Origin of the sequence: Rhodococcus sp. MEB032 (assembly GCF_030208925.1) — a bacterium.
Classification (GTDB): Bacteria; Actinomycetota; Actinomycetes; order Mycobacteriales; family Mycobacteriaceae; genus Rhodococcus_F; species Rhodococcus_F qingshengii.
The window spans coordinates 36,415-60,142 of sequence record NZ_JARVSY010000006.1 but is presented as its reverse complement, the minus strand read 5'-3'; the positions used below and the strand labels follow the sequence as shown (position 1 = coordinate 60,142).

Here is a 23,728-nt window from a genome sequence, read left to right as displayed (position 1 = left end):
TCCTTCTGATGAAGCCCGCTCCTCTGTCTGCCGAAGAATGTAACAGTTTGATCAAGGCGGCCGCCACCGTTACCCGATCTTGACCAAAACTATTTCTCGCCGTTCTGTCGGCTGGCGTCCAGTTCTGACTTGAATGCGTCGTATCGTGCCCGGTGAGCGGGTCGACGCCGGATGATCGCCCACGCGATGCCCAGAACCACGAACCAGATCGGCGTGACGAGAAGTGCCTGCAGGGTGTCGTCCTTGGTTGTCAGTGCCCAGAGAATGAAGACGAAGAACGCGAGCACGACCCAGCACATCACGATGCCGCCGGGCATCTTGAACTTCGACGCCTCGTGCAGGTGCGGACGACGCTTCCGGTACACCATGTAGCTCGCCAGGATGATCGTCCACACGAACATGAACAGCAGCGCCGAAATGGTCGTGACGACGGTGAAGGCCTCGATCACGGAATCGCCCGAGAACAGCAGGATCAACGACGCCAGCAGGAAGATGCACGAGAACATCAGGGCGTTCGCGGGGACCTTGCGTGAGTTCAGCTTGCCGAGGGCCCTCGGTGCGTCGCCTTCCTGCGCAAGGCCGAACACCATGCGCGAGGTGGAGTAGATACCCGAGTTGGCCGAAGATGCAGCGGAGGTCAGCACGACGAAGTTGATGACAGATGCAGCGATGCCGAGGCCGGCGAGTGTGAACATGGCGACGAACGGACTCTTGTCTGCGCTGATTTCACGCCACGGAGTCACCGCGATGATCACGGTCAGTGCAACGACGTAGAACAGCAGGACACGAATGGGGATGGAGTTGATGGCCTTCGGCAGGTTCTTCTCCGGGTCCTTCGCCTCGGCTGCCGTCGTACCGACGAGCTCGATACCCACGAAGGCGAACACGGCGATCTGGAAGCCGGCGACGAAGCCCATGAATCCGGTCGGGAACATCCCGCCGTCGTTCCAGAGGTTGTCGATACCGGAGGTGGCACCGTTCGGCGCCGTGAACCCGGAGACGACCATGACGATGCCGACGACGATCAGGCTGACGATGGCGATGATCTTGATCAGCGCGAACCAGAACTCGGTTTCACCGAAGGCGCGAACGGTCGGGAGATTGAGGAGCAGCAGCGCCGCGATCGTCAGCAAAGCAGGAATCCACGCCGCGAGCCCTGGCCACCAGTACTTGAAGTACCCGGAAATCGCGATGACGTCCGCGATGCCGGTGACGATCCAGCAGAACCAGTAGGTCCAGCCGGTGAAGAATCCCGCCCAGGGGCCCAGCAGATCCGCGGCGAAGTCGGAGAACGACTTGTACGCCATGTTCGAGAGCAGCAGCTCCCCCATCGCCCGCATGACGAAGAAGAGCATGAATCCGATGATCATGTACACGAAGATCACGGAGGGCCCGGCGAGCGAGATCGTCTTGCCCGATCCCATGAACAGTCCGGTGCCGATGGCACCACCGATGGCGATCAGCTGGATATGCCGGTTGGACAGCTGACGTGAGAGGTGGGGGTCTTCGCCGGACGGCTTCGTCAGGTCTGGTGTATTCGCGTGGTCGGACACGGAGGATCCCCCTCGTCATACGGTTCATCCGGGGCATCGAAATTGTGCCCGTCGGGGGAACCTCGGAAAATGTGCTCTCTCAAAGTACGCGTGCACTGGCTCACATCACGCATCGGAAAGCGGACGCCGATAACCTGTCGAGGTGAACACTGACAGCACGGCCCATCAAGACGGACATATCGCCGCGACGCTGTTCGATTTCTCCGGAACCCTCTTCCGATTGGAGGAGAGCGACGATTGGACCGAGCACCTCGTCGATCACCAAGGCGATCCGCTCGACGTGCACGCTCAAGCCGAGCTGATGCGTCGGATGACCGCGCCGGTGGGCAGAACCGTGGAGATGGACGAAGCGGGGATCTACGCGTGGGAGAACCGCGACCGGGATCCGAAGTTGCATCGTCAGGCTTACCTCGACGTGTTGAGTAAGTCCGGGGTGCCCGATCCGGTTCGGGCCGAAGCTTTCTACGCCCTGCTGGTCGATCCGGATCAGTGGTCGCCGTACCCGGATACCGGCGAGGTCCTGAAGTCACTGTCGGAGAAGGGCATACGCACTGCCGTCTTGAGCAACATCGCCTTCGACATCCGTCCGGCGTTCGCCGACCGCGGCTGGGACGTCTGGGTCGACGAGTTCGTTCTCTCGTTCGAGGTGGGTGCAGTCAAGCCCGAACCGGCGATCTTCGAGTACGCCCTCGCACAACTCGATGTGGATGCGGCGCAGACTCTGATGGTCGGTGACAGCGACATCGCCGACGGCGCTGCCCGTGACGTCGGTTGCCAGTTCGCACTCGTCGATCCCCTGCCGACGACCGAACGCCCGCACGCGCTACTCGACGCAGTGCGGAAGTTCGGGCTTCTGTAGGGAGCGCTCAGACACCTTCGGTGAGTTCGCGCAACGACGCGTAGCGCTCGCGCACGTGGGGAGCTGGTTCGGCGTCGAATCGTCGCCCTTCCGGTTTCGGCCACACCGGCGGCTGCGTGTCCCCGGACAGTGCCCATGCTGCTTGCCTGCATGCCCCTTCGGCGACGTACTCACCCGGAGCAGGGATCACGACCGGCACTCCGAGAATTGCCGGCGCGATCTCACAGAGAGCGCGCGACTTCGCTCCGCCTCCCACGAGGAGAACTCGCTTCACCTGGACGCCTTGGCGAACCAGGTCGTCGACGCCGTCGGCCAAGCCGCACAGGAGCCCTTCGATTGCGGCTCGTGCAAAGTGCGCAGGCGTCGAGTTCTGCAGCCGGAATCCGTGCATGGCCCCCGTGGCGTCAGGGCGGTTGGGCGTCCGTTCACCCTCGAAGTACGGAATCATGACCAGCCCGTCGTTTCCGAGGGGCGCCGTCGACGCCAACCGCGACAGTTCGGCGTGATCGACACCGAGAATGGACGCCGTCGCATCAAGAATGCGCGCGCCGTTGAGAGTGCACACCAGCGGCAAGTGCAGGCCGGTTGCGTCCGCGAATCCTGCCACGTTCCCGCCGGGATCATGCGTGGGGGTGGCCGATACAGCCGAGACGACGCCGGATGTTCCGATCGAGATGATCACGTCACCGGGAACTGCCCCCAAACCCAGTGCGGCTGCGGCATTGTCACCGGTGCCAGGCCCGACAATACCTCCGGAACGTGTACTTCCGATCTTTTCGTTCGGCGATGCAACTCGGGGAACATGCGGGGTTCGACCGCGAAATGCCAACGCCAGCAAATCTTTACGATATTCGCGCGTCGAGGCAGCATAATAGCCGGTTCCACTGGCGTCGCCCGCGTCGGTGGCAAGCTCCTCGATTGAGCCGGACCCACCCAACTTCCAGGACAACCAGTCATGCGGAAGACACACCGCGGCAGTGCGATCGGCGTTGCCGGGTTCGTGATCTGCGAGCCATCGAAGTTTGCTTGCCGTGACCGCGGCAACCGGAACTACACCAACTGCGTCGGCCCACGCCTTGGGTCCGCCGAGCTCTTCGACCAGATCGGTCGCAGCCTTCGCCGAGCGAGTGTCGTTCCACAGCAACGCCGGTCTGACGACCTCGCCGCCACTGTCCAGACACACCATGCCGTGCTGTTGAGCTCCGACCGATACGGCTGCGACGTCGCCGAGCCCACCCGCTGCGGCGATTGCACTGTCCATCGCCTCGAGCCAGCATGCCGGATCTATCTCGGTACCGACGGGATGCGCCGCCCGCCCTTCTCGTACCAGCTCTCCCGAATCGGCATCACGGACAATGACTTTGCACGACTGGGTAGACGAATCGATACCGGCTACGAGGGCCACACTGGCGTCCTTTCCGAAGGACCGTCAGCTCGCGTTGGCGACCGCGGGCATCCGGTTGCTGCGCTTACGCAGCGATCGCACATATTCTGCGCGCTCGGTCTCCGTCATTCCACCCCAGATGCCGTACGGCTCGTGGACGGAGAGTGCGTGTTCGCGGCACTGCTGGAGTACAGGGCACGTCGCGCAGACCTTCTTGGCGTTGCGTTCACGGTTCTCGCGGGCGTGTCCACGCTCGCCGTCCGGATGGAAGTACACCGCGGAATCGTGCCCGCGGCACGCTCCCTGCAGCTGCCAGTCCCACACTTCGGCGGTCGGGTACGGCATCGGAAGGTGCTTGTGCATGATGGCGACCTCAATTCCTTACTCGGGTGACACGGATTCGGGTGACTCTGGGCTGACGCCGGGTCGGACTTATCGACGCCTGACCGATTGGCCGAGTCGATGTGCACAGACCGTTGCGAGTTCGCCGGTGACCGGCAGAGTCAGCGCTACGACGCCGTCGTCGAGAATTGCCTGCAGCCTGCGGAAATACTCGTCCGGGGCGAGGCCGAAGGTTACAAAGATCTCTTCGTCAGGTCCACCGTCGAACTGCTGCCACTTACGTGCGAACTCGACGATCTCTTGTGTATCGGTGCGGCTCATCAGGTTCTCCCCTGTTTGTGCGCCCTGCTTCACAGAAACTGCGACTCGTCTCCTCGGACGCCCGTGGCAGTGAGTCAAGACACAGACTATGCCTACTTCTGCTTTTTCACAAGACCTACTTACGTCTTTTTGTGAACAAAGTATGCCAACTTTCGCACGCTGAAGTTACCGACGAGGAATGCTTGAATAGGACAATGACCCGACCGTCCACGACTCCGGCTACCGCGGGAGAGGTATTCACGCTGATACGCAGCGGTTCCGCGACCACTCGCAGCGAGATCGGGAAGCTCACCGGCCTGTCCAGGACGGCGGTATCGGCCAGGGTTGCAGCACTTCAATCGCTTGGTTTGATTGCCGATGACGACGAGGGCCCGTCGACAGGCGGTCGGCCGCCGTCCACTCTCACGTTCGCGAACTCGTCCGGCGTGGTTCTCGTCGTGGCAATCGGTCGATCGCGGGCACAACTTGCCGTCACCGACCTGGCGGGCACGATCCTCGCGGCAGAAGACATCGACAAGTCGGTCGGGGTCGGCCCCGACGAACTGATGCCCGAAATTGCCGAGCATCTTTCGTCACTACTGGCCCAGGTCCACCGCGCGTCTACCGAGGTCATCGGAATCGGACTGAGCATTCCCGGAACGGTCGACGTCGCCGCGGGAGCAAGCCTCGACTCTCCGATGATGGCGGGGTGGGACGGAGTCGCGCTTGCCCCCTATCTGGCATCGGTGACCACGGCTCCGCTGTTCGCGGACAACGATGCCAACGTGATGGCTCTGGCCGAATTGAGCGAGCGACGCGAGAGTGCGCCCAACCTCCTGATGATCAAGGCGTCAACCGGCCTCGGCGCAGGAATCGTCATGGGCGGAGTCCTCCAACGCGGTTCACTCGGAGCGTCCGGCGAGATCGGGCATACCAAAACCGCTGCAGCGCGGGGCATGAAGTGTCGCTGCGGCGACGTCGGCTGCGTCGAAACTGTCGCCAGCGGTTGGGCTCTCGTGCACGCCCTCCGAGATCAGGGCCGAAGCGTCGGTCACGTGCGTGATGTCGTCCGCCTCGCCCTGGACGGCGACAGCGAAGCCCGCCGGCTCATCAGAAGCAGCGGCCGACTGATCGGCGACGTCATTTCCGGCGCGGTCAATCTCCTCAATCCCGAGGTCCTGATCATCGGCGGCGACATGGCCGAGGCGGACGAACTCTTCCTCGCCGGGCTTCGGGAGTCCGTCTACGGCAACGCAACGGCGCTTGCCACCCGAAAGCTTCAGATCGCTTCGGTCAGCCACGGCGCACAATCCGGCATCCTCGGTTGTGCGGTTCTCGTCCTCGACCATCTGCTCAGCGCCAGGGAAATCGATCTGCGGATCGCGGCGTCACTCCACACGTGAGTCGCTGACTTCTCGCACGCTCCGCATCAAACAATCAGACTTTTCCGGCATCGCTTGTGTTGACGCTCACACTTCTGCATAATTCATTACCTACCGATCATTCGGTTGTCGATATCGACGATGAGATCGCGCAGGAACGCTCCGAGTCAGCCAAAAGCATGCACCGAGCACACCGGCAACGTCGCAGATCGAACAGCGTTTCTCCCCTGTTCCGACTTCGCAGTTTCACCGTGTCGGTGAACCACGTGACTGGCAGAAAGTAGCTCGATGACCACAACCAGAACTGGCACCAAGCCCGCCGCGAAGGAATACGACCGCGCCGCGATGGCGTCGATGGTCGGCACCACCGTCGAGTGGTACGACTTCTTCATCTACGCCCAAGCTGCAGCCCTGATCTTTGCCGACCTGTTCTTCAAGCCGATGGGCTCGGCAGGCCAGATCGTCTCCTACGTCACGGTCGGCATCAGCTTTGTCTTCCGTCCTCTCGGTGCCATCGTGGCCGGCTATCTCGGCGACAGGCTCGGCCGCAAACGTGTCCTGGTCGCGACGTTGGCGATGATGGGTGCCGCGACGGTTCTCATCGGCGTGCTGCCGACGTATGCATCGATCGGAATCTGGGCACCGATCCTGTTGATCCTGCTTCGCGTCGTCCAAGGATTCTCGACGGGCGGCGAATGGGGCGGGGCCGCTCTTCTTGCCGTCGAACACGCACCCACCAAGCGTCGAGGGTTCTTCGGAGCGTTCGTACAGATGGGAGTACCGCTCGGAATGTTGCTCGCCACCGGCGTTTTGGCACTGTGCACGTTCACCCTCACGGACGAACAGTTCACCACCTGGGGATGGCGAGTGCCGTTCCTGCTCAGCGTCGTGTTGATCGGCGTCGGCTTCTACATTCGAAGCAAGGTCAGCGAGTCACCCGTATTCGCCGAACTCAAGGAACGCCGCACCGAGAGCAACACGCCTATCCGAACTCTGTTCAAGAAACACCCGAAGCAGGTCGTACTCGCGGCGCTGTCCTTCATCGGCACAAACGGCAACGGCTACATGGTGATCGGCGGATTCATCGTCGCGTACGCAACCAAGACCTATGGCCTGGGTAAGACCGAACTACTGATTGCCACGCTCGCAAGTGCCGTCACGTGGGGCGTTTTCACCATGATCGGCGCCTACTGGTCGGATCGACGCGGCCGCACCACGGTGATGAACGTGGGCAACCTCGCAATGGTCCTCTTCGCGGTGCCGTTCTTCCTCCTCGTCGACACCGGGAATCTCGGCTGGATCTACGTGGCGATGATCCTGTTCTCGGTCGGACTCGGGCTGTCGTACGGACCTCAACCCGCGTTGTTCGCCGAACTGTTCCCGGCTTCGATCCGTTACAGCGGTGCGTCGATCTCCTACGCGGTAGGCACCATCTTCGGCGGCGCCTTTGCTCCCACCGTCGCACAGTGGCTCCTCGGCAAGACCGGTGGCACCCTTGCCATCTCGATCTACCTCGCCCTGCTGGCGGCGGTCTCGTTCGTCGCCACGATGCTCATCAAGGATCGATCAGGACGAGACCTGATGGTGTGATCGACCTGAATGTGGACGCCCAACGGCGTCGCGATGCCGGAGTTTGTCAGCCGAACTTTCGAAAGGCGAACTCCGGCAACTTCTTCGCAGCATTCGCTGTACGCACGATCTTGTGGTTCTTGCCTCGCATCAGCGCCAGTTGGATCCGCGATTCGATCCAGAACGCGCCGCGAGGCGAGCGGTTCCAGGTCTTGTGCAGCAACGTCTTCGTCGCTGCGACGGCGTCCGGCGAGCGAACCGCGATCTGCGACAGCAGTTCCTGTGCCGGCTTGATCGGATTGTCGCTGACTCCGCTCACGAACCCCCACTCGAGAGCCTGATTTCCGTCGAACAGTTCAGCAGTCATGGCGAGGCGTTTCACGACGTCCATTGCCGCGAGTTCGCGCATCGTGACCGTTCCGGTCATGTCGGGGATCAATCCCCACTTCGCCTCCATCACCGAGAACGTGCAATCGGGGGTGGTGAATCGAAAGTCTGCGGCGAGCGCCAATTGCAGTCCCCCGCCGAAGCAGTGCCCGTGAACGACCGCGATGACCGGCACGGGCAATTCGCGCCACACCCAGCACGCGCGTTGGAAGAGGTTGGTCTTCTGACCGGGAAATTTCGCGAAGGCCTTCGCCATGCGCCTCGGTTGCTTACCCGCAGAGGCGAAGTCCAACCCGGCCGAGAACGCGTCACCCGCGCCTTGAAGAATCACGCCCCGAATCGAACGATCGGTTTCGATCGTTCGAGCGGCATTCACCAGCGCGTCGAGCATGTCCAGATCGAGACCGTTGAGTTTCTCCGGTCGGCTGAGCGTCACGTACGCCACCGACTGCACTACCTCGACACGAACACGATCACTCACGGCAACTCCTCCGATTCGACATATCCCCGACGAACTTACCTGAGAGTAAGTTCGTCGGGGATTCGTCATGCCATCTCGGCGAGAAGTTCCATGGTCACTTGCCCGGCCGGGTCCGAATCAGTGGATGACGGCACGGCCACAACGGTGTCCACGCCCGTTCGCCTAGTTAGGGTCGCGGCGCTACAACGTCTGGCTGGCGCGGGGGAAATCTCCAACTCCGTGTTGTCCGCACGGTTGGCAATCCTGACGGCCGACGGAAATGCGCGAGCCTCGTGAGTATGAACAGAACCCACCGAGACACGAGTACTCGGTCACTTGCAAAGGGCAGTCAATCTGGCCCGTCCTCATCACCATGTAATCGCGGGAGAAGCGGTGTGCGCCCAATAAACCGCACCGCTACCACCACTACGGCACAGCACCTTCGGAAACGAACCGAGGTCTTCGGACATCGAGGCGGTCGACCTCACCACCTCGGTCCACGTACCCGGGTCCGGCTGGTCCTGAGGTCCGCTCAGCCGGCAGTGCGGATCCGGTCGAAACTCCGGCCTCGGTGTTCGAGCGGCAGCCTGTCCCCTCGCCCGAACAGTTTGTTGCGCAGCGTTCCCTCGTCGTAGTCGCTCTGGTAGGCACCTCGTTTGGTCAGCTCCGGAATCACATGCTCCACAATGTCTTCGAAGGTTCCAGGAGTCACCGCGTACGCGAGATTGAAACCGTCGACGTCGGTCTCGGACACCCACTCCTGCAACTCGTCGGCGACCTCCGCGCCGGAACCGACAACGATCGGGCCGAGCCCGCCGATGCCCGCCCACTCCGCGATGTCCCCCACCGTCCATTCGCCGCCCTTCTCGTCGGCCTGACGAAACGATGCGACCGCGGATTGAATGGCATTGCTCTCGACGTTCCCGATCGGCTCGTCCGCTCGGTATCCGGAGAGGTCGATTCCCATCCACCCCGAGGTGAAAACGAGCGCGCCTTCACTACTCGCGTAACTGCGGTAGTCCTCGAGCTTCGCCTGGGCCAACTCAGGGGTTCGGTCGGTGATGATCGTCAACAGTGTGTAGATGCGGGCCGAGTACGGATCTCGCCCGACCTTCGTCAGTTCGTTTCGGATTCGAGCAACGGTGTCTTTGAGAATCGCCTTTGTCGGTGCACCCACAAAGATCGCCTCGGCATTCTCAGCGGCGAACCGCACCCCACGAGGCGACGCGCCGGCCTGGAAGATGACCGGCGTCCGCTGCGGAGAAGGTTCGGAGATGTGGATGCCCGGAACCGTGAAGTGCTTGCCTTCGTGCTCGATCGGATGAACCTTGGCGGGGTCCGTGTAGACCCCGGTGGTTCTGTCACGCACCACCGCGTCGTCTTCCCACGACGTTTCCCACAACTTGTAGAGAACTTCGAGGTACTCGTCCGCGTGGTCGTAGCGATCGTCGTGCTGGAGTTGGTCGTCCTCGCCCATGTTCCGTGCGGCCGAGGGGAGGTATCCCGTGACCACGTTCCACCCGATTCGCCCGTTCGTCAGGTGGTCGAGGGTGCTCAAGCGCCGAGCGAACGGGTAGGGATGCTCGAAAGCTGTACCTGCGGTGATCCCGAAGCCCAAGTGCTCGGTCACGGCAGCCATCGCCGACGCCAGCAGTAGCGGGTCCGAGACCGGTACCTGCGCGCCCTGCCGCAGCGCTGCGTCGTGATTGCCGCCGTACACGTCGTACGTTCCCAACACGTCGGCCAGGAACAGCCCGTCGAATCGTCCACGCTCGAGGAGCTTCGCCAACTCCGTCCAGTACCTCAGATCCGTGTACCTGGACGACTGGTCCTCCGGGTGGCGCCACAGACCTGGCGATTGGTGGGCGACGCAGTTCATGGCAAAGGCGTTGAAGCGGATTCTGCGGGTCATTCCCGCACGATGCCGTGCCTGCTCCGCGGTGAACACCATTGCGATCAGTGCGATCGGTACGGCTCCTGCTTGCACCCGGCGATACCGTCGACTTCGCGACCTCGTCGGCGGGCCGCTACACTGACTAGCGCAGCTGTGACGCCCGAGGCTTCGTGCCGACAGGTCGAGCGGACGCAACAGCAGTATCGAGAAGCGAAAACCCCGGCAGCACAGGGTTTTCAGCGCTTGTCGGTACGCTCCCCGCCCTCGTAGCTCAGGGGATAGAGCATTCCTCTCCTAAAGGAAGGGTCGCAGGTTCGAATCCTGCCGAGGGCACCAGGTGGGACTCTCCCCACATCGGCGCCACCAACGTGCCATTCTTGAATTCATGACGACGCCTCACTCCACGGCTACTCCCCCGAAGAACATGTCTTTGATCCCGGGTGGGACGTACTGGATGGGCTCCGAAGACTTCTATCCGGAAGAACGCCCAGTTCACCAGGTCACAGTCGACGGATTCTGGATGGACACGACGGCGGTGACGGTCGCCGAGTTCCGACGCTTCGTGAAGGCAACCGGCCACGTCACCACTGCTGAAATCGCCCCGGACGCCGCCGACTATCCCGACGCCGATCCAGCCCTCCTCGTCCCGGGATCGTTGGTCTTCAATTCGCCACCCGGCCCGGTTTCACTTGACGACTACACCCAGTGGTGGTCGTTCACTCCCGGCGCCGATTGGCGCCATCCCGAGGGCGCCGACAGCAACATCGGGGGACGTGAACGGCACCCCGTCACCCACGTGTCGTACTTCGACGCCCAGGCCTACGCCGCGTGGGCCGGCAAGGAACTCCCGACCGAGGCCGAGTGGGAGTTTGCCGCCCGCGGTGGACTCGATCGCCAGGCGTACGTGTGGGGCGATCACGACTCTCCGGGCGGGCGGCCCGGTGGCAACGTGTGGCAGGGCCAGTTCCCCTGGGAGAATCTGCTCGAGGACGGTTACGAGCGCACCGCTCCGGTCGGAAAGTTCCGGCCCAACGGCTACGGACTGTTCGACATGGCCGGGAACGTGTGGGAATGGACGGCCGATCACTACACATCGGACCACGCCCACAGTTCCAAGAACGTCGCGCCGGCCTCGTCGTGCTGCATTCCTCGTAATCCCCGAGCGGAGTTCGCCACGGAGGCGTTGGTGGGCGAACCCTACGCACGACGGGTGATCAAAGGCGGCTCACATCTGTGTGCACCGAACTACTGCTTGCGCTACCGCCCCGCCGCGCGGCAGGGCGAATCCGAGGAGTCCTCAACCTGCCACGTCGGCTTCCGGTGCATCATCCGCATTCCGCAGGAGTAGATCAGAAGGGCACGTCCCCCAGGATGGCCACCCGCTCCATGACGCGGCGATGAGGGAAGTAATCACTCGCTGCGTAGTGCTGGGTAGCCCGGTTGTCCCAGAAGGCAATGGAATTCGGCGCCCACTTGAAGCGGCACTGGAAGTCCGGGACCTTGACCTGCGCGAACAGCAGGTTGAGCAGATCGTTGCCTTCGACAGGATCCATGTCCGGAATGTGGGTGGTGAAAAGGCTGTTGACGAACAGAGTCTTACGCCCGGTCTCCGGATGCTTACGCACCATCGGGTGCAGGACCGGCGGGTACTGCTCCTTCATCTGTTCCAACTTCTCCGGGCTCATGCCGCGTCCGAAGGACGGCACGAAATCGTGGATGGCGTCCTTGCCGTCGATCAATTCCTTGATCTCGTCGGGGAGGCAGTCGAAGGCGTTACCCATATCAGCCCAGAGCGTGTCACCACCGGCAGGCGGTACGTCAATCGCCCGAAGTACTGAACCGAGCGGCGGCGTCTTCGTCCAGGTGACGTCGACGTGCCAGATGTTCTCGGTTCCTGGACTGTCCTCTCCGCGTTCGAATCTGACGACTGCCGGAACCTCTCCCTGTGGGAGAAGTGGATGGACCTCGAGTTCGCCCCAATGGGCAGCGAAGTCACGATGATTCACGCTCGAAATCGGCTGGTCACGGAAGAACACGACCTTCCATTCGAGGAGGGCCCGACGCACGTCCTCGATCTGCTCCTCCGACGGGTCACGCAAGTCGATATCGCTGATCTCGGCACCGATGAACGGTGTGACGGGTGTCAGAGTGAACCGCTCGTACGGCCTCGATTCAACGCCTTCCGGGTTTCGCCTCATTCCGCGTGGTCCGAATTCGATTGTGTGATTGCCGATTTGAACTGTTCGTGAGGATGTAAGGGTAGCCATCGAATGACTCCGTCCTGTCGTGTCGTGGGGTCACACGTCAGTCGACGCGTGCACCCGCTCTGCTCGTGTGCGTTTGTGTGTGCTTTGGGGCGCGGTCAGTGCTCCCACCGCGAGATCGACCAGATGATCCACCGTCGTATCGAAATCTGCCTGCACAACCGGGTTTTCGTCTTCGCGGCGCTGCTCGAAGATGGCCAGAGCAGAGACGCTCATGTTGAACGTCAGATCGATCCGTTCCACCGCGACGCGGCGGGGCAGATGCGGCAACGCCCGCGTCAACCTGCCGACTACCTCGTTGATTCCTTCACTGACCTCGCGAAACTCAGCACTCTGCGTATCCACCGACGGTGAGATTCGGGCAATGAACCTCGCATAGTTGGAACCGTCGACCGTCGCCAGAAAATCTGCCAGCGGGTACAGAAAGGCTTCGACCAAAGCACGGACCAAGTCGGTCCGCCCACTGGCGTCGATGTCGTCGAGATACGTCAGTCGCGCTGCGTTGATCTGATCCATCCGATGCCGGAATACGGCCAGCACCAGACCGTCTCGCCCACCGAAGTGATACTGAACTGCAGAGTTGTTGCGCTGCCCGGCCGCAGTCGCCACGTCCCGCATGGACACTTCGTGAATACCTTGCTCGGCGAACATCCGCTCGGCGACGGCGATCATGGCGTTCTTGGCATCCAACGAGGCGGGCATACACCGACCATATAAGTCACTGTCTTAATTCCGCAAGCCCCATCCCCTGTGCGCGGTTAGGGAGTGCAGGGACTCCTTAACCACTCACGGGGGTAGTTGTCCCAGTCAACGAGACATACGCCGCCAACTGAATTCCGATCGATACGCTCCAGATTAAGACGACTGCTTAATCCGCCCGGTTTTGCACACGCCAAGGAGCCTGCTGGTGAATCGCCATTCCATTCCGATCATTCCCGAGACGCCGAACGTCGCGGCCGCCGTGTACTACCCCGATCAGAATCCCCCGTACACCCGCCCGGCACCGCTTCGCCCGCCGGCCGGGGCCCCGAACGTGCTGCTGATCATGATCGACGACGTCGGATTCGGCGCACCCTCCGCGTTCGGTGGCCCGTGCCGCACCCCCACCGCCGAGCGTTTGGCCGAAACCGGCGTGAAATACAGCCGATTCCACACCACGGCTCTGTGCTCGCCGACGCGTGCCGCCACACTGACCGGGCGCAACCACCACAGTGTCGGTATGGGTGTCATCTCCGAAATGGCCAACGCGGCACCGGGATACAACGGGACCCGCCCCGCCTCTGCCGCCACGGTCGCACGCGTCCTACAGGGAAACGGCTATGCGACAGGTGCTTTCGGCAAGATGCACCAGACCCCGACGTGGGAGACCACCGCTGCCGGGCCGTTCGATCGGTGGCCGGTCCGTGAGGGTTTCGACAAGTTCTACGGTTTCCTCGGTGCCGAGTCCGACCAGTTCACCCCGGTTCTCTACGAGGACTTCACGATGGTCGACTTACCCAAGACACCACAGGAGGGTTACCACCTCTCAGAGGATCTCGTCGACCACGCGATCGAATGGGTCGAGGGCGTCAACACGATGGACCCCGACAAGCCGTGGTTCTGCTATCTCCCCTTCGGCGCGTGCCACGCTCCACTCCAGGTTCCGGACCGATACCTGAACAAGTACGTCGGCGAATTCGATCACGGGTGGGATCGCCAACGCGAGATCACCCTCCAAAAGCAGAAGGAACTGGGCGTCGTCGCTCCTGATACCGAATTGGCCCCCTGGGCTCCAGGGCTCCCACACTGGGACGAACTCGACGACGACCAGAAGAAGGTCTCGGCCCGTTTGATGGAGTTGTACGCGGCGTTTCTCGAGCACACCGACGACGAGGTAGGCAGGCTCGTCGACCGGTTGCAGGACATGGGTGTACTCGACAACACTCTGGTGCTCTACATGATGGGTGACAACGGCGCTTCCGCGGAAGGCGGAATGGAGGGTTCGTTCAACTACCTCGCCGGCCTCAACGGTTACAAGAGTGCGACATCCGACGTACTGGCGCGCTACGACGAATTGGGGACCGAAACCAGCTACCCGCACTATCCGGCGTCGTGGGCTCTGGCTCTCGACACCCCTTACCAGTGGGCCAAGCAGGTTGCGTCCCACTACGGCGGTACCCGAAACGGTCTGATCGCCCACTGGCCCAAGGGGATCGACAAGCCAGGAATCAGGGAGCAGTGGCATCACTGCGTCGACATCACGCCGACAATCCTGGAAGCTGCCGGCATTCCGGCACCGACCAGCGTCGACGGGGTCACCCAGAAACCGATGGAAGGCGTGGCGATGAACTACACCTTCGCCGAGCCCGACGCCGAAGAGCGCCACACCACACAGTATTTCGAGATCTTCGGCAACCGCGGAATCTACGATCACGGTTGGACCGCAGTCACGGCCCACCGCGCACCCTGGCTGATGGCCACTCACGGCCTCGAGCTCACACCGATGAGCGAGGACCGTTGGGAGCTGTACGACACCTCGGTCGACTGGTCGCAGGCCCGCGATCTCGCGGACGAGCATCCCGAGATCCTCGCCCGGCTCAAGGAAAAGTTCCTCGTCGAGGCGGCCAAATATCAGGTGCTGCCGCTGGACGACAGAACGGTCGGTCGCCACGCCACCGCGGAATCACGACCCCCGCATCCGATGATGGGCCGCAAGACCCTCACGCTGTACCCACACATGAACGGTCTGGTCGAGAAAGCCGCGCCGACGTTCTTCAACCGCTCGTACACGCTGACCGCAAGTCTGGGTAGCGTCGCCGACGGCATGCTGGTCAGCCTCGGTGGCCGGTTCGGCGGATTCGCTTTGTACATACTCGATTCCGTCCCCGTCTACTGCTACAACTTCAGCGGCGGTGGTCGGACCTTCGTGCGTGGGCGCAATCCGCTGGCACCCAATGCACGCGAGGTGTCCGTCCACTTCGAGTACGACGGCGGCGGAATCGGCAAGGGTGGAACCGCAACCCTGAGCGTCGACGACGAGGTGGTCTCCGAAGGCCGGATCGAGAAGACCACTCGGGCGATCTTCAGCATGAACGAACAGCTCGACGTCGGCATCAACCGGGGAAGCCCGGTCGCGGAAGAGTTCGCGGACAAGGGCACGTTCCGCTACGGCGGCAAACTCCACAGCGTGACCGTCGACTTGCGATCCACCCGAGACGTGGTGTCCGCAGAGGAACGGGAGAAAATCTCACTCGCCGTGCACTGATCGACCAGGCGGCGCTCGCCGATTATGCAGCCGCGCAGGCCATCTGCCGCGCGGCTGCACAATCGCCCTGCGTCTATCCGACCGTGTACATCTGCAGGCACGGCCCCACCGGGCGAGCTTCCAGGATGTCGCGGGCCTTCTCTCGCGCTGCGTTGAACTCCCAGGGCGCAGTGGTGCCCGGCACTCCGAATCGATATCTGCTCAAGGCACATGAACGCTGCGGTTCCGGTAGACGATCCAAGGCAGGTACCGCGTCGACGGAGAGCCCGCGTAAGTAGGAAACGTCGATGCTCTTGCCGCCCTCGAACCGTTCCACGTTCTTTTGCGCGATGTACGCGTCGGGGTTGAACACCGCGAAGGCCAGCAGCGCGACGGCCGAAGTGGCGAGAACAGCTGTGGGCAGCCACTTCCCGGACATCCGAATACCTGCGACGAGCAACAACACGAACACGAAGCCAAGAAGCAGCTCGGTCGCGAAGACGCTGACCCGGAGCACCGTGAAACCGTACTGATTCTCGTACAACCACATCCGGTGCACAGCGGACGCCACGATCACCAGGCTGAAAACACACAGGGCACCCAGCAGTCCGCGGGCAAGACGCCTCGATCCAGCGTCGCGGCGGTCGATGTACCGCACTGCGACGGCGATGACGAGCAGCGTCAGCACGGTAACCGCCATGAGCTGCCAGAAACCCTCACGCGCATAGTCCGCATAGGTCAGTCCATCGGTCACCTGTACGTGCTCGTCTCCCCCGAACAGCGTCTTCGTCTGTACTGCAACAAAACCGAGGAACAGCACGTTGAGTACTCCGAGCGGGACCGCCCACTCCCACAGCGGCAACGGCGTCGCCTGCGCAGGTGCAAACGCGTCCACCGTCGGCGTTCTGCGGCGCAGATACACCGCAACCAGCGTGCCGAACGCCATCACGACGCCGGCAAAGATCCGTGCTCCCGGGTTCGACACCGAGATGGCAGGAGCGAAGCCGTCGAAGATCTTCGCGAACTCCGGATCCGCACTCACGAACAAAGATCCGAAAATCAGCAGGAGAAGAATCGATACTGCGCTTACGACGACAACTCGCGCCGCCGGCACCCGCGGAGCAGAGCGGGTAGCAAGTTTTCGACGACGAACGAAGTTGACCGTCCGGTGCGGTGCCCGCCAGGGAGCGACCGTTCCCAGAAGTATTCCGGTCCACGTCCGCCCGCCGATCAGAGTCCACGTGAACAGAACCCACGCAACCACGACGCAGAGGAACACCAACCACTCCGCACCGCGAACGGCGGCAACACCCAGCAGTGCGAGCATCCCGATGGCGGCGACCCACTGCGTCACGGTCATCCGCGGCGGCGTCAGAATCCCGAAGACGATCACCACACCGGCACCCACGATCACGTACGCGATACTCGCGAACCCTGGGTCGAGGATCAGGGCCGCAAGCACCCCTACTCCGGCCGCGCCGAGGAGCATCGAGCGGGTGGCCATCGAAGTGCGATCGGGACGCCAGAACCGGCTGGAACGCTTGGGTTTTACGGCCGGCATCGGCGGTTTCGGTGGAATTACTATCGGAGCGCTCATGTGATCTCCTATGTGTCTGGTTCAATTTTTCAGGGTCGGAAGTACAGACGAATGCCGATGAAGACATGCGCCATCGCGAGATCTCTCGATCTCGTCAGGGACTTTGATTCAGTTCTGCGGCAGCACTACTCGAATGCAACAACCCGACGGGGCATCGACGACGGCAATCCTGCCGTCATGTAATTCGACCGCCCACTTCGCGATCGCGAGGCCGAGTCCGGTGCCTCCGTCGGTCGAGCCGCCGCGGATGAAGCGGTCGAACACTCGCTCACGGGCCTGTGGTTCGATGCCGGGGCCGTCGTCGTGGACGTCGAGCACCAACTCCCCCGCGCTGCCGGTACGTACTCGGATGACAACTTTGGTGTCGACGTTCCCGTGCTGAACCGCATTGTCCACCAGGTTGGTCACCACCTGGTGGAGGCGATCCGGATCGGCGACCACGGACAATTGTGGAGGCTTGACGTCTATCTCGATGTCGCCCGCACTCACACTCGACAGCTCGCGTAAGAACGGCTCGACCTCGAAACGGCGGCGTTTCAACGGCATTGCGCCACCCTCGAGTTTCGAGAGATCGAGAAGGTCGGCTACCAGCGCGCCTAGTCGTTCCGTTTGCCGCAGCGCCGATTTCATCATCGCCGGATCCGGTTCTTCGACACCGTCGACGACGTTCTCGAGCATGGCTTGCAAAGCGGTGATGGGCGTGCGCAGTTCGTGGGAGACGTTGCCGATCAACTCGCGGCGGTACCGGTCGTCGGCCCCGAGGTCCTCGGCCATCCGATTGAACGCATGGGCGAGTTCGCCTACTTCGTCTCTGGAAGTCGCTCGTACTCGCCGCGAATAGTCGCCGCGCGCCATCGCCTTCGCCGCGGCCGTCATCTCGCGAAGCGGTGACGTCATCCCGTGTGCGAGCACCTGAGTAACGCCTAGAGCGACAACCAACGCCGTCAGTAGAGCAAAACGAAACGGTTGTTGCGACGTCAGCCAGAAACCACCCGCGGCGAACACCAGTGCTGCGACAACCAGGAGGCCGACCTTCACCTTGAAGGACCGCATCGGGTCCAGCGGCCGCGGCCACCGTGCAAAAAGACGGTCGACGACGCTCATCGCGGCACGTCCCAGGCGTACCCGACCCCGTGAACGGTCCGGATCACGGAAGGTCCGAGCTTGCGTCGCAGCGCCTTGACGTGGCTGTCGACGGTCCGACTGCCCGCTCCCTCACCCCAGCCCCAGATCTCCTCGAGCAGCGACTCCCGCGGGATCGCGGCTCGCGGCCGCTCCGCCAGATAGGCGATGAGATCGAATTCGGTGCGAGTCAGGTGAACTTCTTGCGCATCACGGCGCACTCGACGTTCGGTCAGGTCGATCACGACGTCACCGAACTCGAGGAGGTCGGCCACCGGGCGAGCAGCGTGCTCCGCGCGATCCGCACGCCGAAGCAGAGCCTGCACCCGGGCGACGAGCACACGCATGCTGAACGGCTTGCTCAGATAGTCGTCGGCCCCGACGCCGAGACCGATCAGCATGTCCGTTTCATCGGCGCGAGCGGTCACCATCAGCACGGGCACCGGGCGCACGGCCTGGATGCGGCGGCAAACTTCGAGGCCGTCGAATCCCGGCATCATCACGTCGAGCACCACTAGGTCGGCATCCATCTGCTCGCAGCGGGCCACCGCGCTGGGGCCGTCGAATGCCAACTCGACGTCGTAGCCCTCGGCACGCAGCCTCGCTGCGATGGACTCGCAGATACTGACCTCGTCGTCGACCACGAGCACTCTTCGCTGACTCATGGAACTGACTGTATTCGGCCCTCGTGGATGAACCTGGGAGGACTTGTGAAGGTTCTGTGCAGGTTCTAGAACCTGCGGATGTTGTTGATCGGCAGATCCGCCAGCGGCGTCAGTCCGGTCGGAACACCAACTCCGTAGGCGTTGAACACCATTCCGAATCCGGCGTAGATGCCGACGTGCGTCGCACCGGGGTAGAAGGTGATGACGTCGCCGGGCGCGAGGGCCCACCGAGGAACCGGCTGTCCGACGTTGGCCTGCTGTTGGCTGGTCCTTGGCAGATTCACTCCGGCCTGCCGAAACGCCCATTGCACCAGCCCGGAGCAGTCCCACGAGTTCGGCCCGACGCCGCCCCACTGGTAGGGCTTTCCGGTCTGAGTGCTCGCCGCTGCCAGCGCGATCAGCCCTGCCGGGCTCGGAATCGGAAGGGCGGCTGATCCGCTGCTGATGCTGCCCGTGCTTCCCAAGCTTCCGGAACTCCCGCTACTGCCACCGCTACCGAGGCTTCCCGGGTCGGCTGAGGCAGGGGCAGCGGAGAGCAACAGGACACTTCCGGTCAGCAAAGCCGCGACCGTTCCCGTGCGGAGTGTCGACTTCTTCATGCATCCGTCCTTCGTGGGAGTCGTTTCGGCGCGCGGCAGCGCACCTCGATAGCCGTGAACTGGTAAGACACGTGAAAACAAACACTTCGTTCGGATGTTAACGGCGTGGACGTGGTGTTCGGACAGGAATGATTGATCCGATTTGTCGGTTTTGAACAAACGGGCCTACGTCCCGGGCTGGCAGAAGATCAGGGAATGATGGGGGATTTCCTGGATCCCGCGGCACGACAAGGTCCATAGATTCGACTCATGCGCCCATACCTGCTCGTCGCCGCGGTCATCATCGGAGCCACCACGGCACTCGTCGGTTGCTCGACGCTCCAGCGCGCAGTGGAGATTCAATCGGATCTCGACGGACTCACCAGGTCGGGAGTCGTCGGGTCGATCGCAACACTCGACGACGGCACCACGACGGCTGTCATGACCAGCGGCGTGCCCAACCGGACCAACGGCGATTCGATCGGCAAGAATGATCGCGTCCGGATCGGAAGTGTGACAAAGACATTCACAGCTTCGCTCGTTCTGCAGTTGGTCGCCGAGGGCAAGGTCGACCCCGACGCACCGATCGAGCGGTATCTCCCGGGCCTACTGCACAGCAGTGACATGGACGGCAGTGGCATCGACGGTAGCGCGATCACCGTGCGGCAACTGCTGCAACATCGCAGCGGCCTTCCCGAGTTCGCCGGAGAACCCGGCGCCGACGAATGGATTGCAGCTAACGAGAACCGAACGCTGGCGCCGTCCGCCGCGGTCGCCATCGCCCTCGGCAAACCGGCGCAATTCGTCCCCGGAACGTCGTTCGTCTACACCAACACCAACTACATCGTTCTCGGAATGCTCGTCGAATCCGTGAGCGGCCGCAGCTACGCCGATGAACTCCGGTCTCGGATACTCGATCCGCTGGACTTGGAAGACACGTACCTCCCGGCGGCCGGTGAGCTCGACATCAGGGGCGATCACCTGACGGGCTATCAGGATCTCGACGGTGGCCTGACCGACGTTTCCCGCACGGAACCGTCGATCCCCTGGGCTGCCGGAGCGATGGTCTCGACGGGCACAGACCTGAACACCTTCTGGCGTGCACTACTCGACGGGCGGGTGGTGCCGGCCGAGCAGCTTGCCGAGATGACCACCCCTCAGGTCGCCGCCACCGAAGCCGAGGGACTCGGGTACGGGATGGGCGTCGGCGCCACCGAACTTCCCTGCGGCGTCACCTATACCGGCCACAGTGGTGGGATCTACGGGTACTACACACTGTCCGGTGCGACGCCGGACCGCGCGTTCACTGTGACGCTGACGTCGACGCCGAAGGACCAGCCGGACACCGTCGCGATACTCTCGCACGCACTCTGCCCTTGACGCTGTTACCAGTATTGATGACGTTTTCCATCAGTGTCCGCGACGAAAATGACGGCGTCGGCGCCGTCCAACTCCGAAGGTTTCAGCGGCAGATGCCCTGGCAGGATCGCCTCTCCCGCGGTGACGGACAGGTCAAGTGCTGCGCGAAGTGCGGGGGTCGGAAACAGGGCACGCCGACTGGTCGCATCGGCCAACGCTCCCTGCAGAGTGCCCGGATCACTGTCGGGGTTGGCGTCGGTTGCCACGAATACGTAGCGCTCTCCGAGGACAAGTCCGACAAGTGAGCCGGCGCTCCCCCAGCTGACCACGTCGCCGTTGACGGGCATGTCGGACGGCACTCGCAGGAGATGGGCATTGTGTGCGAAGAGCAGGATCGGCCCGCGTCGCTGCTCCTGGGCGACGACGGCCAGCAGGTTCTCGGCCATCATCTCGGCACGGAGACTGAGCAGAGTGCCGATACGATCAGGAGCGGAACTCGCCATCGCGGCGTGGTAGCGCAGAAGACCTACAGCGGTGCGTGCGTGTGCGAGGGCCAGGTCGTATCCGCCCGGGTCGGCGGGCCGCAGCACAGGTGCGGCGCGCCGCAGGACGCTGGCGAGGTCGTCCGCAATGATGCGCAGGGCACGAGCCTGATCGGAGTTGCCGACGGACGCAGCCGGTTCGAACATCGCCGCCGGGTTGGTCCAGTCGGGGTCCTGCCCGAGCAGAAGGTCGATGTCGTCGAACGAGTGCGGCCGCATCGCAGCGGGCAGGAAGTCACCTGCTGCAGACAGCGCGCCACGTGGGCTCGGTGCGCCGGAGTACTCCACCGGAGCGTCGAAGCCGTAGAAGCGAACTCGGTCGGCCGGAGCGCGGCCGTGGTTGTACTCGCGTAGCCATTCGACGAGTTCGCGGTTTCCCGGTACCGCACCGAATCCGTGGCTGAAGCCTGTGGCGAGCACCTTCTCGATGTCCGCCTCTCCCCCGTTCACGTAGTCGTTCACGAGCAAAGCCGCAAAGACATCTGTTTCGAGCACGATCGACCGATATCCTCGTTCGACCAGTTGGCCGAGAAGTTCGTTGCGCAGCAACGGAAAAGCCTTGATCCCATGAGTCGGCTCGCCGAGAGCGAGCAGAGCCGGCACCTCGGTTCGCGCTGCGAGCAGTTCGTCGACGGCACGACCAAGACTTGCCGCGTCTTCGAGTTGGCGGCCGAACTCACTCAGCGCTGGGGCAGTGGACATGATCATCCCTTTCGAAGGTGGACTGCCTTCGACAGTATCGTTGAAGATTCGGGTTAAACTTTTACTGGCAATTACCTGGGGTATAACGTGAAAAGCCTCAATCGGAGGTGATCAGTGCGGCCCATAGACCTTGCCCGTGAACACGGGTTGTCCGCACAGGCGATCCGCAACTACGACGATGCCGGCATCCTCCCTCCGACCGAGCGCAGCACTTACGGCTACCGGCGATACACCCCAGTGCACGCGCAAGCCCTGCGCACTTTCCTCGCATTGCGCGGCGGTCACGGGCACCAGCGGGCCACGGAAATCATGCGGGCAACCAACCAGGGCGACACCGAGTCCGCCTACCGCCTGATCGACAGTGCGCACGTGACGCTGCTCGCCGAGCGAAAAACTCGCACCGAGGTAGCCACAGCGCTGGGGACTCTGTCCACCATGGCACCGGCACTGGTGCACGGTCCAGCGCTGACGGTGGGTGAGCTGGCGCGCCGTCTCGGCGTTCACCCGGCGACACTGCGCACGTGGGAAGAGCATGGCATCCTGCGCCCCGAGCGCGAACAGGCAACGGGTTATCGCGAATACGGTTCGGAGTGTGTGCGCGACGCCGAGATCGCACGGCAGCTGCGGCGCGGTGGCTATCGGCTGTCGCAAGTCGCCCAGTTTCTCGATTCGCTGCGCGAGGCCGGCGGAGCAGACGCATTGTCAGCGTTCCTCGAATCCTGGCAGGACCGGCTGACCACACGCAGTCGCAACCTTCTCGCCGGCGCGGCTCAGCTCGATGCCTATCTCACGATGCTGGATCAGACCTCGCCTGGTTGCCGATCAGCAAACGGTTGAGGCGTCAGTTCACAAGCCGCGCAAGGCTCCTCACCATCTCACCGACGGTGTCGGTCGACGGCCACGGGAATTCCGGAAGATCGGCCCGCAACATCACCTGTCCGTGCAGCGAAGTCCAGATCGATACCGCATCGACAAAAGTGTCTGTGCTGGCCGACCTCCCAGCGGCGACGCACGCGTCGAGGTTGGTCACCAGCGTGTTGAAGGCGGCCAGTCCTCGCGTATCCGATTGTGGTGACTGACCTTTCGGCCTGGACCACCCGAACAAGACCCGATACCGAGCGGGCTCGGAAATGCCGAACTCGACGTATGCCGAGCACCCGGCATACAGACCCTCGACCGGGTCGGGGTGTGCGGAAACGGCGTCGGCCACGGCGAGATGCAACTGCTCCAGCGATTCGGAGACCACCGCTTCGACAATGGCATCGCGATCGGAAAAGTGTCCGTAGATAGATGGTGCGGATATCCCGACTTCGCGAGCGACTGATCGGAGCGTCACCGCCTGATCCGATCCGGCGCGGGCGATGAGCGTCGCCGCTGCGGCGACGATCTCTCCGCGGAGCCGTGCGCCGCTTCCTCTCGGATTTCGGGCGCGAGTACTCCGAGAACCACTCGTCCCAGTTTCATCGGCATCTTCGGAAACATCACTCACCCGACAAACTTTACACATGTAAGGCGAGGGGGTACGTTCTCATCACTAAACATTCGT

Annotated in this window: 22 protein-coding genes and 1 tRNA gene; 9 read left to right on the top strand and 14 right to left on the bottom strand. The window is 62.8% G+C overall.

Annotation, left to right across the window (positions count from 1 at the left end):
• Nucleotides 1-89: 89 nt before the first annotated feature.
• Complete coding sequence (cycA, locus tag QRN54_RS06345) at nucleotides 90-1,553, bottom strand: D-serine/D-alanine/glycine transporter (protein WP_030534902.1); 1,464 nt, start codon at nucleotides 1,551-1,553, stop codon at nucleotides 90-92.
• Nucleotides 1,554-1,695: 142 nt separating this feature from the next.
• On the opposite strand from cycA, the gene QRN54_RS06340 reads away from it, so the two are divergent.
• The gene (locus QRN54_RS06340; protein WP_007727677.1) at nucleotides 1,696-2,412 is read left to right on the top strand and encodes an HAD family hydrolase; all 717 of its coding nucleotides are present in this window, start codon (nucleotides 1,696-1,698) and stop codon (nucleotides 2,410-2,412) included.
• Nucleotides 2,413-2,419: 7 nt separating this feature from the next.
• Here the strand turns inward: QRN54_RS06340 and xylB are convergent, their stop codons facing one another.
• The 3 genes from xylB to QRN54_RS06325 form a co-directional block, all read right to left on the bottom strand.
• Nucleotides 2,420-3,817 carry a xylulokinase gene (gene xylB / locus QRN54_RS06335; RefSeq protein WP_285181759.1) on the bottom strand — a complete coding sequence of 466 codons (1,398 nt, stop codon included), beginning with the start codon at nucleotides 3,815-3,817 and terminating at the stop codon, nucleotides 2,420-2,422.
• Between the two features lie 24 nt (nucleotides 3,818-3,841).
• The gene (locus QRN54_RS06330; RefSeq protein ID WP_003946343.1) at nucleotides 3,842-4,159 is read right to left on the bottom strand and encodes a WhiB family transcriptional regulator; all 318 of its coding nucleotides are present in this window, start codon (nucleotides 4,157-4,159) and stop codon (nucleotides 3,842-3,844) included.
• 69 nt (nucleotides 4,160-4,228) lie between these two features.
• Nucleotides 4,229-4,459: a DUF3263 domain-containing protein gene (locus QRN54_RS06325; protein WP_285181757.1), complete on the bottom strand. Its 231-nt coding sequence runs from the start codon at nucleotides 4,457-4,459 to the stop codon at nucleotides 4,229-4,231.
• Between the two features lie 194 nt (nucleotides 4,460-4,653).
• On the opposite strand from QRN54_RS06325, the gene QRN54_RS06320 reads away from it, so the two are divergent.
• Together QRN54_RS06320 and QRN54_RS06315 are read left to right on the top strand one after the other, a co-directional pair.
• A complete protein-coding gene (locus QRN54_RS06320; protein ID WP_003946405.1) occupies nucleotides 4,654-5,841 on the top strand; it encodes an ROK family transcriptional regulator in 1,188 nt (395 codons plus the stop codon).
• A gap of 267 nt (nucleotides 5,842-6,108) precedes the next feature.
• Nucleotides 6,109-7,410 carry an MFS transporter gene (locus QRN54_RS06315; protein WP_099698277.1) on the top strand — a complete coding sequence of 434 codons (1,302 nt, stop codon included), beginning with the start codon at nucleotides 6,109-6,111 and terminating at the stop codon, nucleotides 7,408-7,410.
• Nucleotides 7,411-7,456: 46 nt separating this feature from the next.
• Here the strand turns inward: QRN54_RS06315 and QRN54_RS06310 are convergent, their stop codons facing one another.
• Nucleotides 7,457-8,257: a crotonase/enoyl-CoA hydratase family protein gene (locus QRN54_RS06310; protein WP_285181756.1), complete on the bottom strand. Its 801-nt coding sequence runs from the start codon at nucleotides 8,255-8,257 to the stop codon at nucleotides 7,457-7,459.
• A gap of 259 nt (nucleotides 8,258-8,516) precedes the next feature.
• On the opposite strand from QRN54_RS06310, the gene QRN54_RS06305 reads away from it, so the two are divergent.
• Nucleotides 8,517-8,615 (top strand): winged helix-turn-helix transcriptional regulator, encoded by a 99-nt coding sequence (locus QRN54_RS06305; RefSeq protein WP_228401232.1) that lies wholly within the window; start codon nucleotides 8,517-8,519, stop codon nucleotides 8,613-8,615.
• 153 nt (nucleotides 8,616-8,768) lie between these two features.
• Here the strand turns inward: QRN54_RS06305 and QRN54_RS06300 are convergent, their stop codons facing one another.
• Entirely contained in the window at nucleotides 8,769-10,148 is a 1,380-nt protein-coding gene (locus QRN54_RS06300) for an LLM class flavin-dependent oxidoreductase (RefSeq protein WP_047272629.1), read from the bottom strand.
• Nucleotides 10,149-10,390: 242 nt separating this feature from the next.
• On the opposite strand from QRN54_RS06300, the gene QRN54_RS06295 reads away from it, so the two are divergent.
• Both QRN54_RS06295 and QRN54_RS06290 read left to right on the top strand, forming a co-directional pair.
• Nucleotides 10,391-10,466, top strand: a tRNA-Arg gene (locus QRN54_RS06295).
• Nucleotides 10,467-10,515: 49 nt separating this feature from the next.
• Nucleotides 10,516-11,478, top strand: a complete 963-nt coding sequence (locus QRN54_RS06290) for a formylglycine-generating enzyme family protein (RefSeq protein ID WP_037125552.1) — start codon at nucleotides 10,516-10,518, stop codon at nucleotides 11,476-11,478.
• 1 nt (nucleotide 11,479) lies between these two features.
• Here QRN54_RS06290 and QRN54_RS06285 read toward each other — a convergent pair whose 3' ends face one another.
• On the bottom strand, nucleotides 11,480-12,397 hold the full coding sequence (locus QRN54_RS06285) for a TauD/TfdA dioxygenase family protein (protein ID WP_075834086.1): 918 nt from the start codon (nucleotides 12,395-12,397) through the stop codon (nucleotides 11,480-11,482).
• 30 nt (nucleotides 12,398-12,427) lie between these two features.
• Nucleotides 12,428-13,096: a TetR family transcriptional regulator gene (locus QRN54_RS06280; protein WP_285181755.1), complete on the bottom strand. Its 669-nt coding sequence runs from the start codon at nucleotides 13,094-13,096 to the stop codon at nucleotides 12,428-12,430.
• A gap of 205 nt (nucleotides 13,097-13,301) precedes the next feature.
• Between QRN54_RS06280 and QRN54_RS06275 the strand changes: the two genes are divergently transcribed.
• Nucleotides 13,302-15,638 (top strand): arylsulfatase, encoded by a 2,337-nt coding sequence (locus QRN54_RS06275; protein WP_285181754.1) that lies wholly within the window; start codon nucleotides 13,302-13,304, stop codon nucleotides 15,636-15,638.
• Nucleotides 15,639-15,711: 73 nt separating this feature from the next.
• On the opposite strand, the gene QRN54_RS06270 is transcribed toward QRN54_RS06275, so the two are convergent.
• The 4 genes from QRN54_RS06270 to QRN54_RS06255 all read right to left on the bottom strand — a co-directional run bounded on the left by QRN54_RS06270 (nucleotide 15,712) and on the right by QRN54_RS06255 (nucleotide 19,600).
• Nucleotides 15,712-17,214 carry a DUF4153 domain-containing protein gene (locus QRN54_RS06270; RefSeq protein ID WP_350318869.1) on the bottom strand — a complete coding sequence of 501 codons (1,503 nt, stop codon included), beginning with the start codon at nucleotides 17,212-17,214 and terminating at the stop codon, nucleotides 15,712-15,714.
• Nucleotides 17,215-17,322: 108 nt separating this feature from the next.
• On the bottom strand, nucleotides 17,323-18,318 hold the full coding sequence (locus tag QRN54_RS06265; protein WP_007727705.1) for a HAMP domain-containing sensor histidine kinase: 996 nt from the start codon (nucleotides 18,316-18,318) through the stop codon (nucleotides 17,323-17,325).
• Nucleotides 18,315-19,001, bottom strand: a complete 687-nt coding sequence (locus QRN54_RS06260) for a response regulator transcription factor (protein WP_285181753.1) — start codon at nucleotides 18,999-19,001, stop codon at nucleotides 18,315-18,317. Before QRN54_RS06260 ends, QRN54_RS06265 begins: the two co-directional genes overlap by 4 nt.
• A gap of 65 nt (nucleotides 19,002-19,066) precedes the next feature.
• Nucleotides 19,067-19,600, bottom strand: coding sequence for an NlpC/P60 family protein (locus QRN54_RS06255; protein ID WP_020970417.1), 534 nt, complete (start codon nucleotides 19,598-19,600; stop codon nucleotides 19,067-19,069).
• 249 nt (nucleotides 19,601-19,849) lie between these two features.
• Between QRN54_RS06255 and QRN54_RS06250 the strand changes: the two genes are divergently transcribed.
• Nucleotides 19,850-20,959 carry a serine hydrolase domain-containing protein gene (locus QRN54_RS06250; protein ID WP_285181752.1) on the top strand — a complete coding sequence of 370 codons (1,110 nt, stop codon included), beginning with the start codon at nucleotides 19,850-19,852 and terminating at the stop codon, nucleotides 20,957-20,959.
• Nucleotides 20,960-20,964: 5 nt separating this feature from the next.
• Here the strand turns inward: QRN54_RS06250 and QRN54_RS06245 are convergent, their stop codons facing one another.
• Nucleotides 20,965-22,188 (bottom strand): erythromycin esterase family protein, encoded by a 1,224-nt coding sequence (locus QRN54_RS06245; protein ID WP_007727728.1) that lies wholly within the window; start codon nucleotides 22,186-22,188, stop codon nucleotides 20,965-20,967.
• Between the two features lie 108 nt (nucleotides 22,189-22,296).
• Here QRN54_RS06245 and QRN54_RS06240 point away from each other — a divergent pair, with 108 nt between their 5' ends.
• The gene (locus tag QRN54_RS06240; protein ID WP_064443874.1) at nucleotides 22,297-23,019 is read left to right on the top strand and encodes a MerR family transcriptional regulator; all 723 of its coding nucleotides are present in this window, start codon (nucleotides 22,297-22,299) and stop codon (nucleotides 23,017-23,019) included.
• 4 nt (nucleotides 23,020-23,023) lie between these two features.
• On the opposite strand, the gene QRN54_RS06235 is transcribed toward QRN54_RS06240, so the two are convergent.
• Nucleotides 23,024-23,671: a TetR/AcrR family transcriptional regulator gene (locus QRN54_RS06235; protein ID WP_285181751.1), complete on the bottom strand. Its 648-nt coding sequence runs from the start codon at nucleotides 23,669-23,671 to the stop codon at nucleotides 23,024-23,026.
• Nucleotides 23,672-23,728 lie beyond the last annotated feature (57 nt).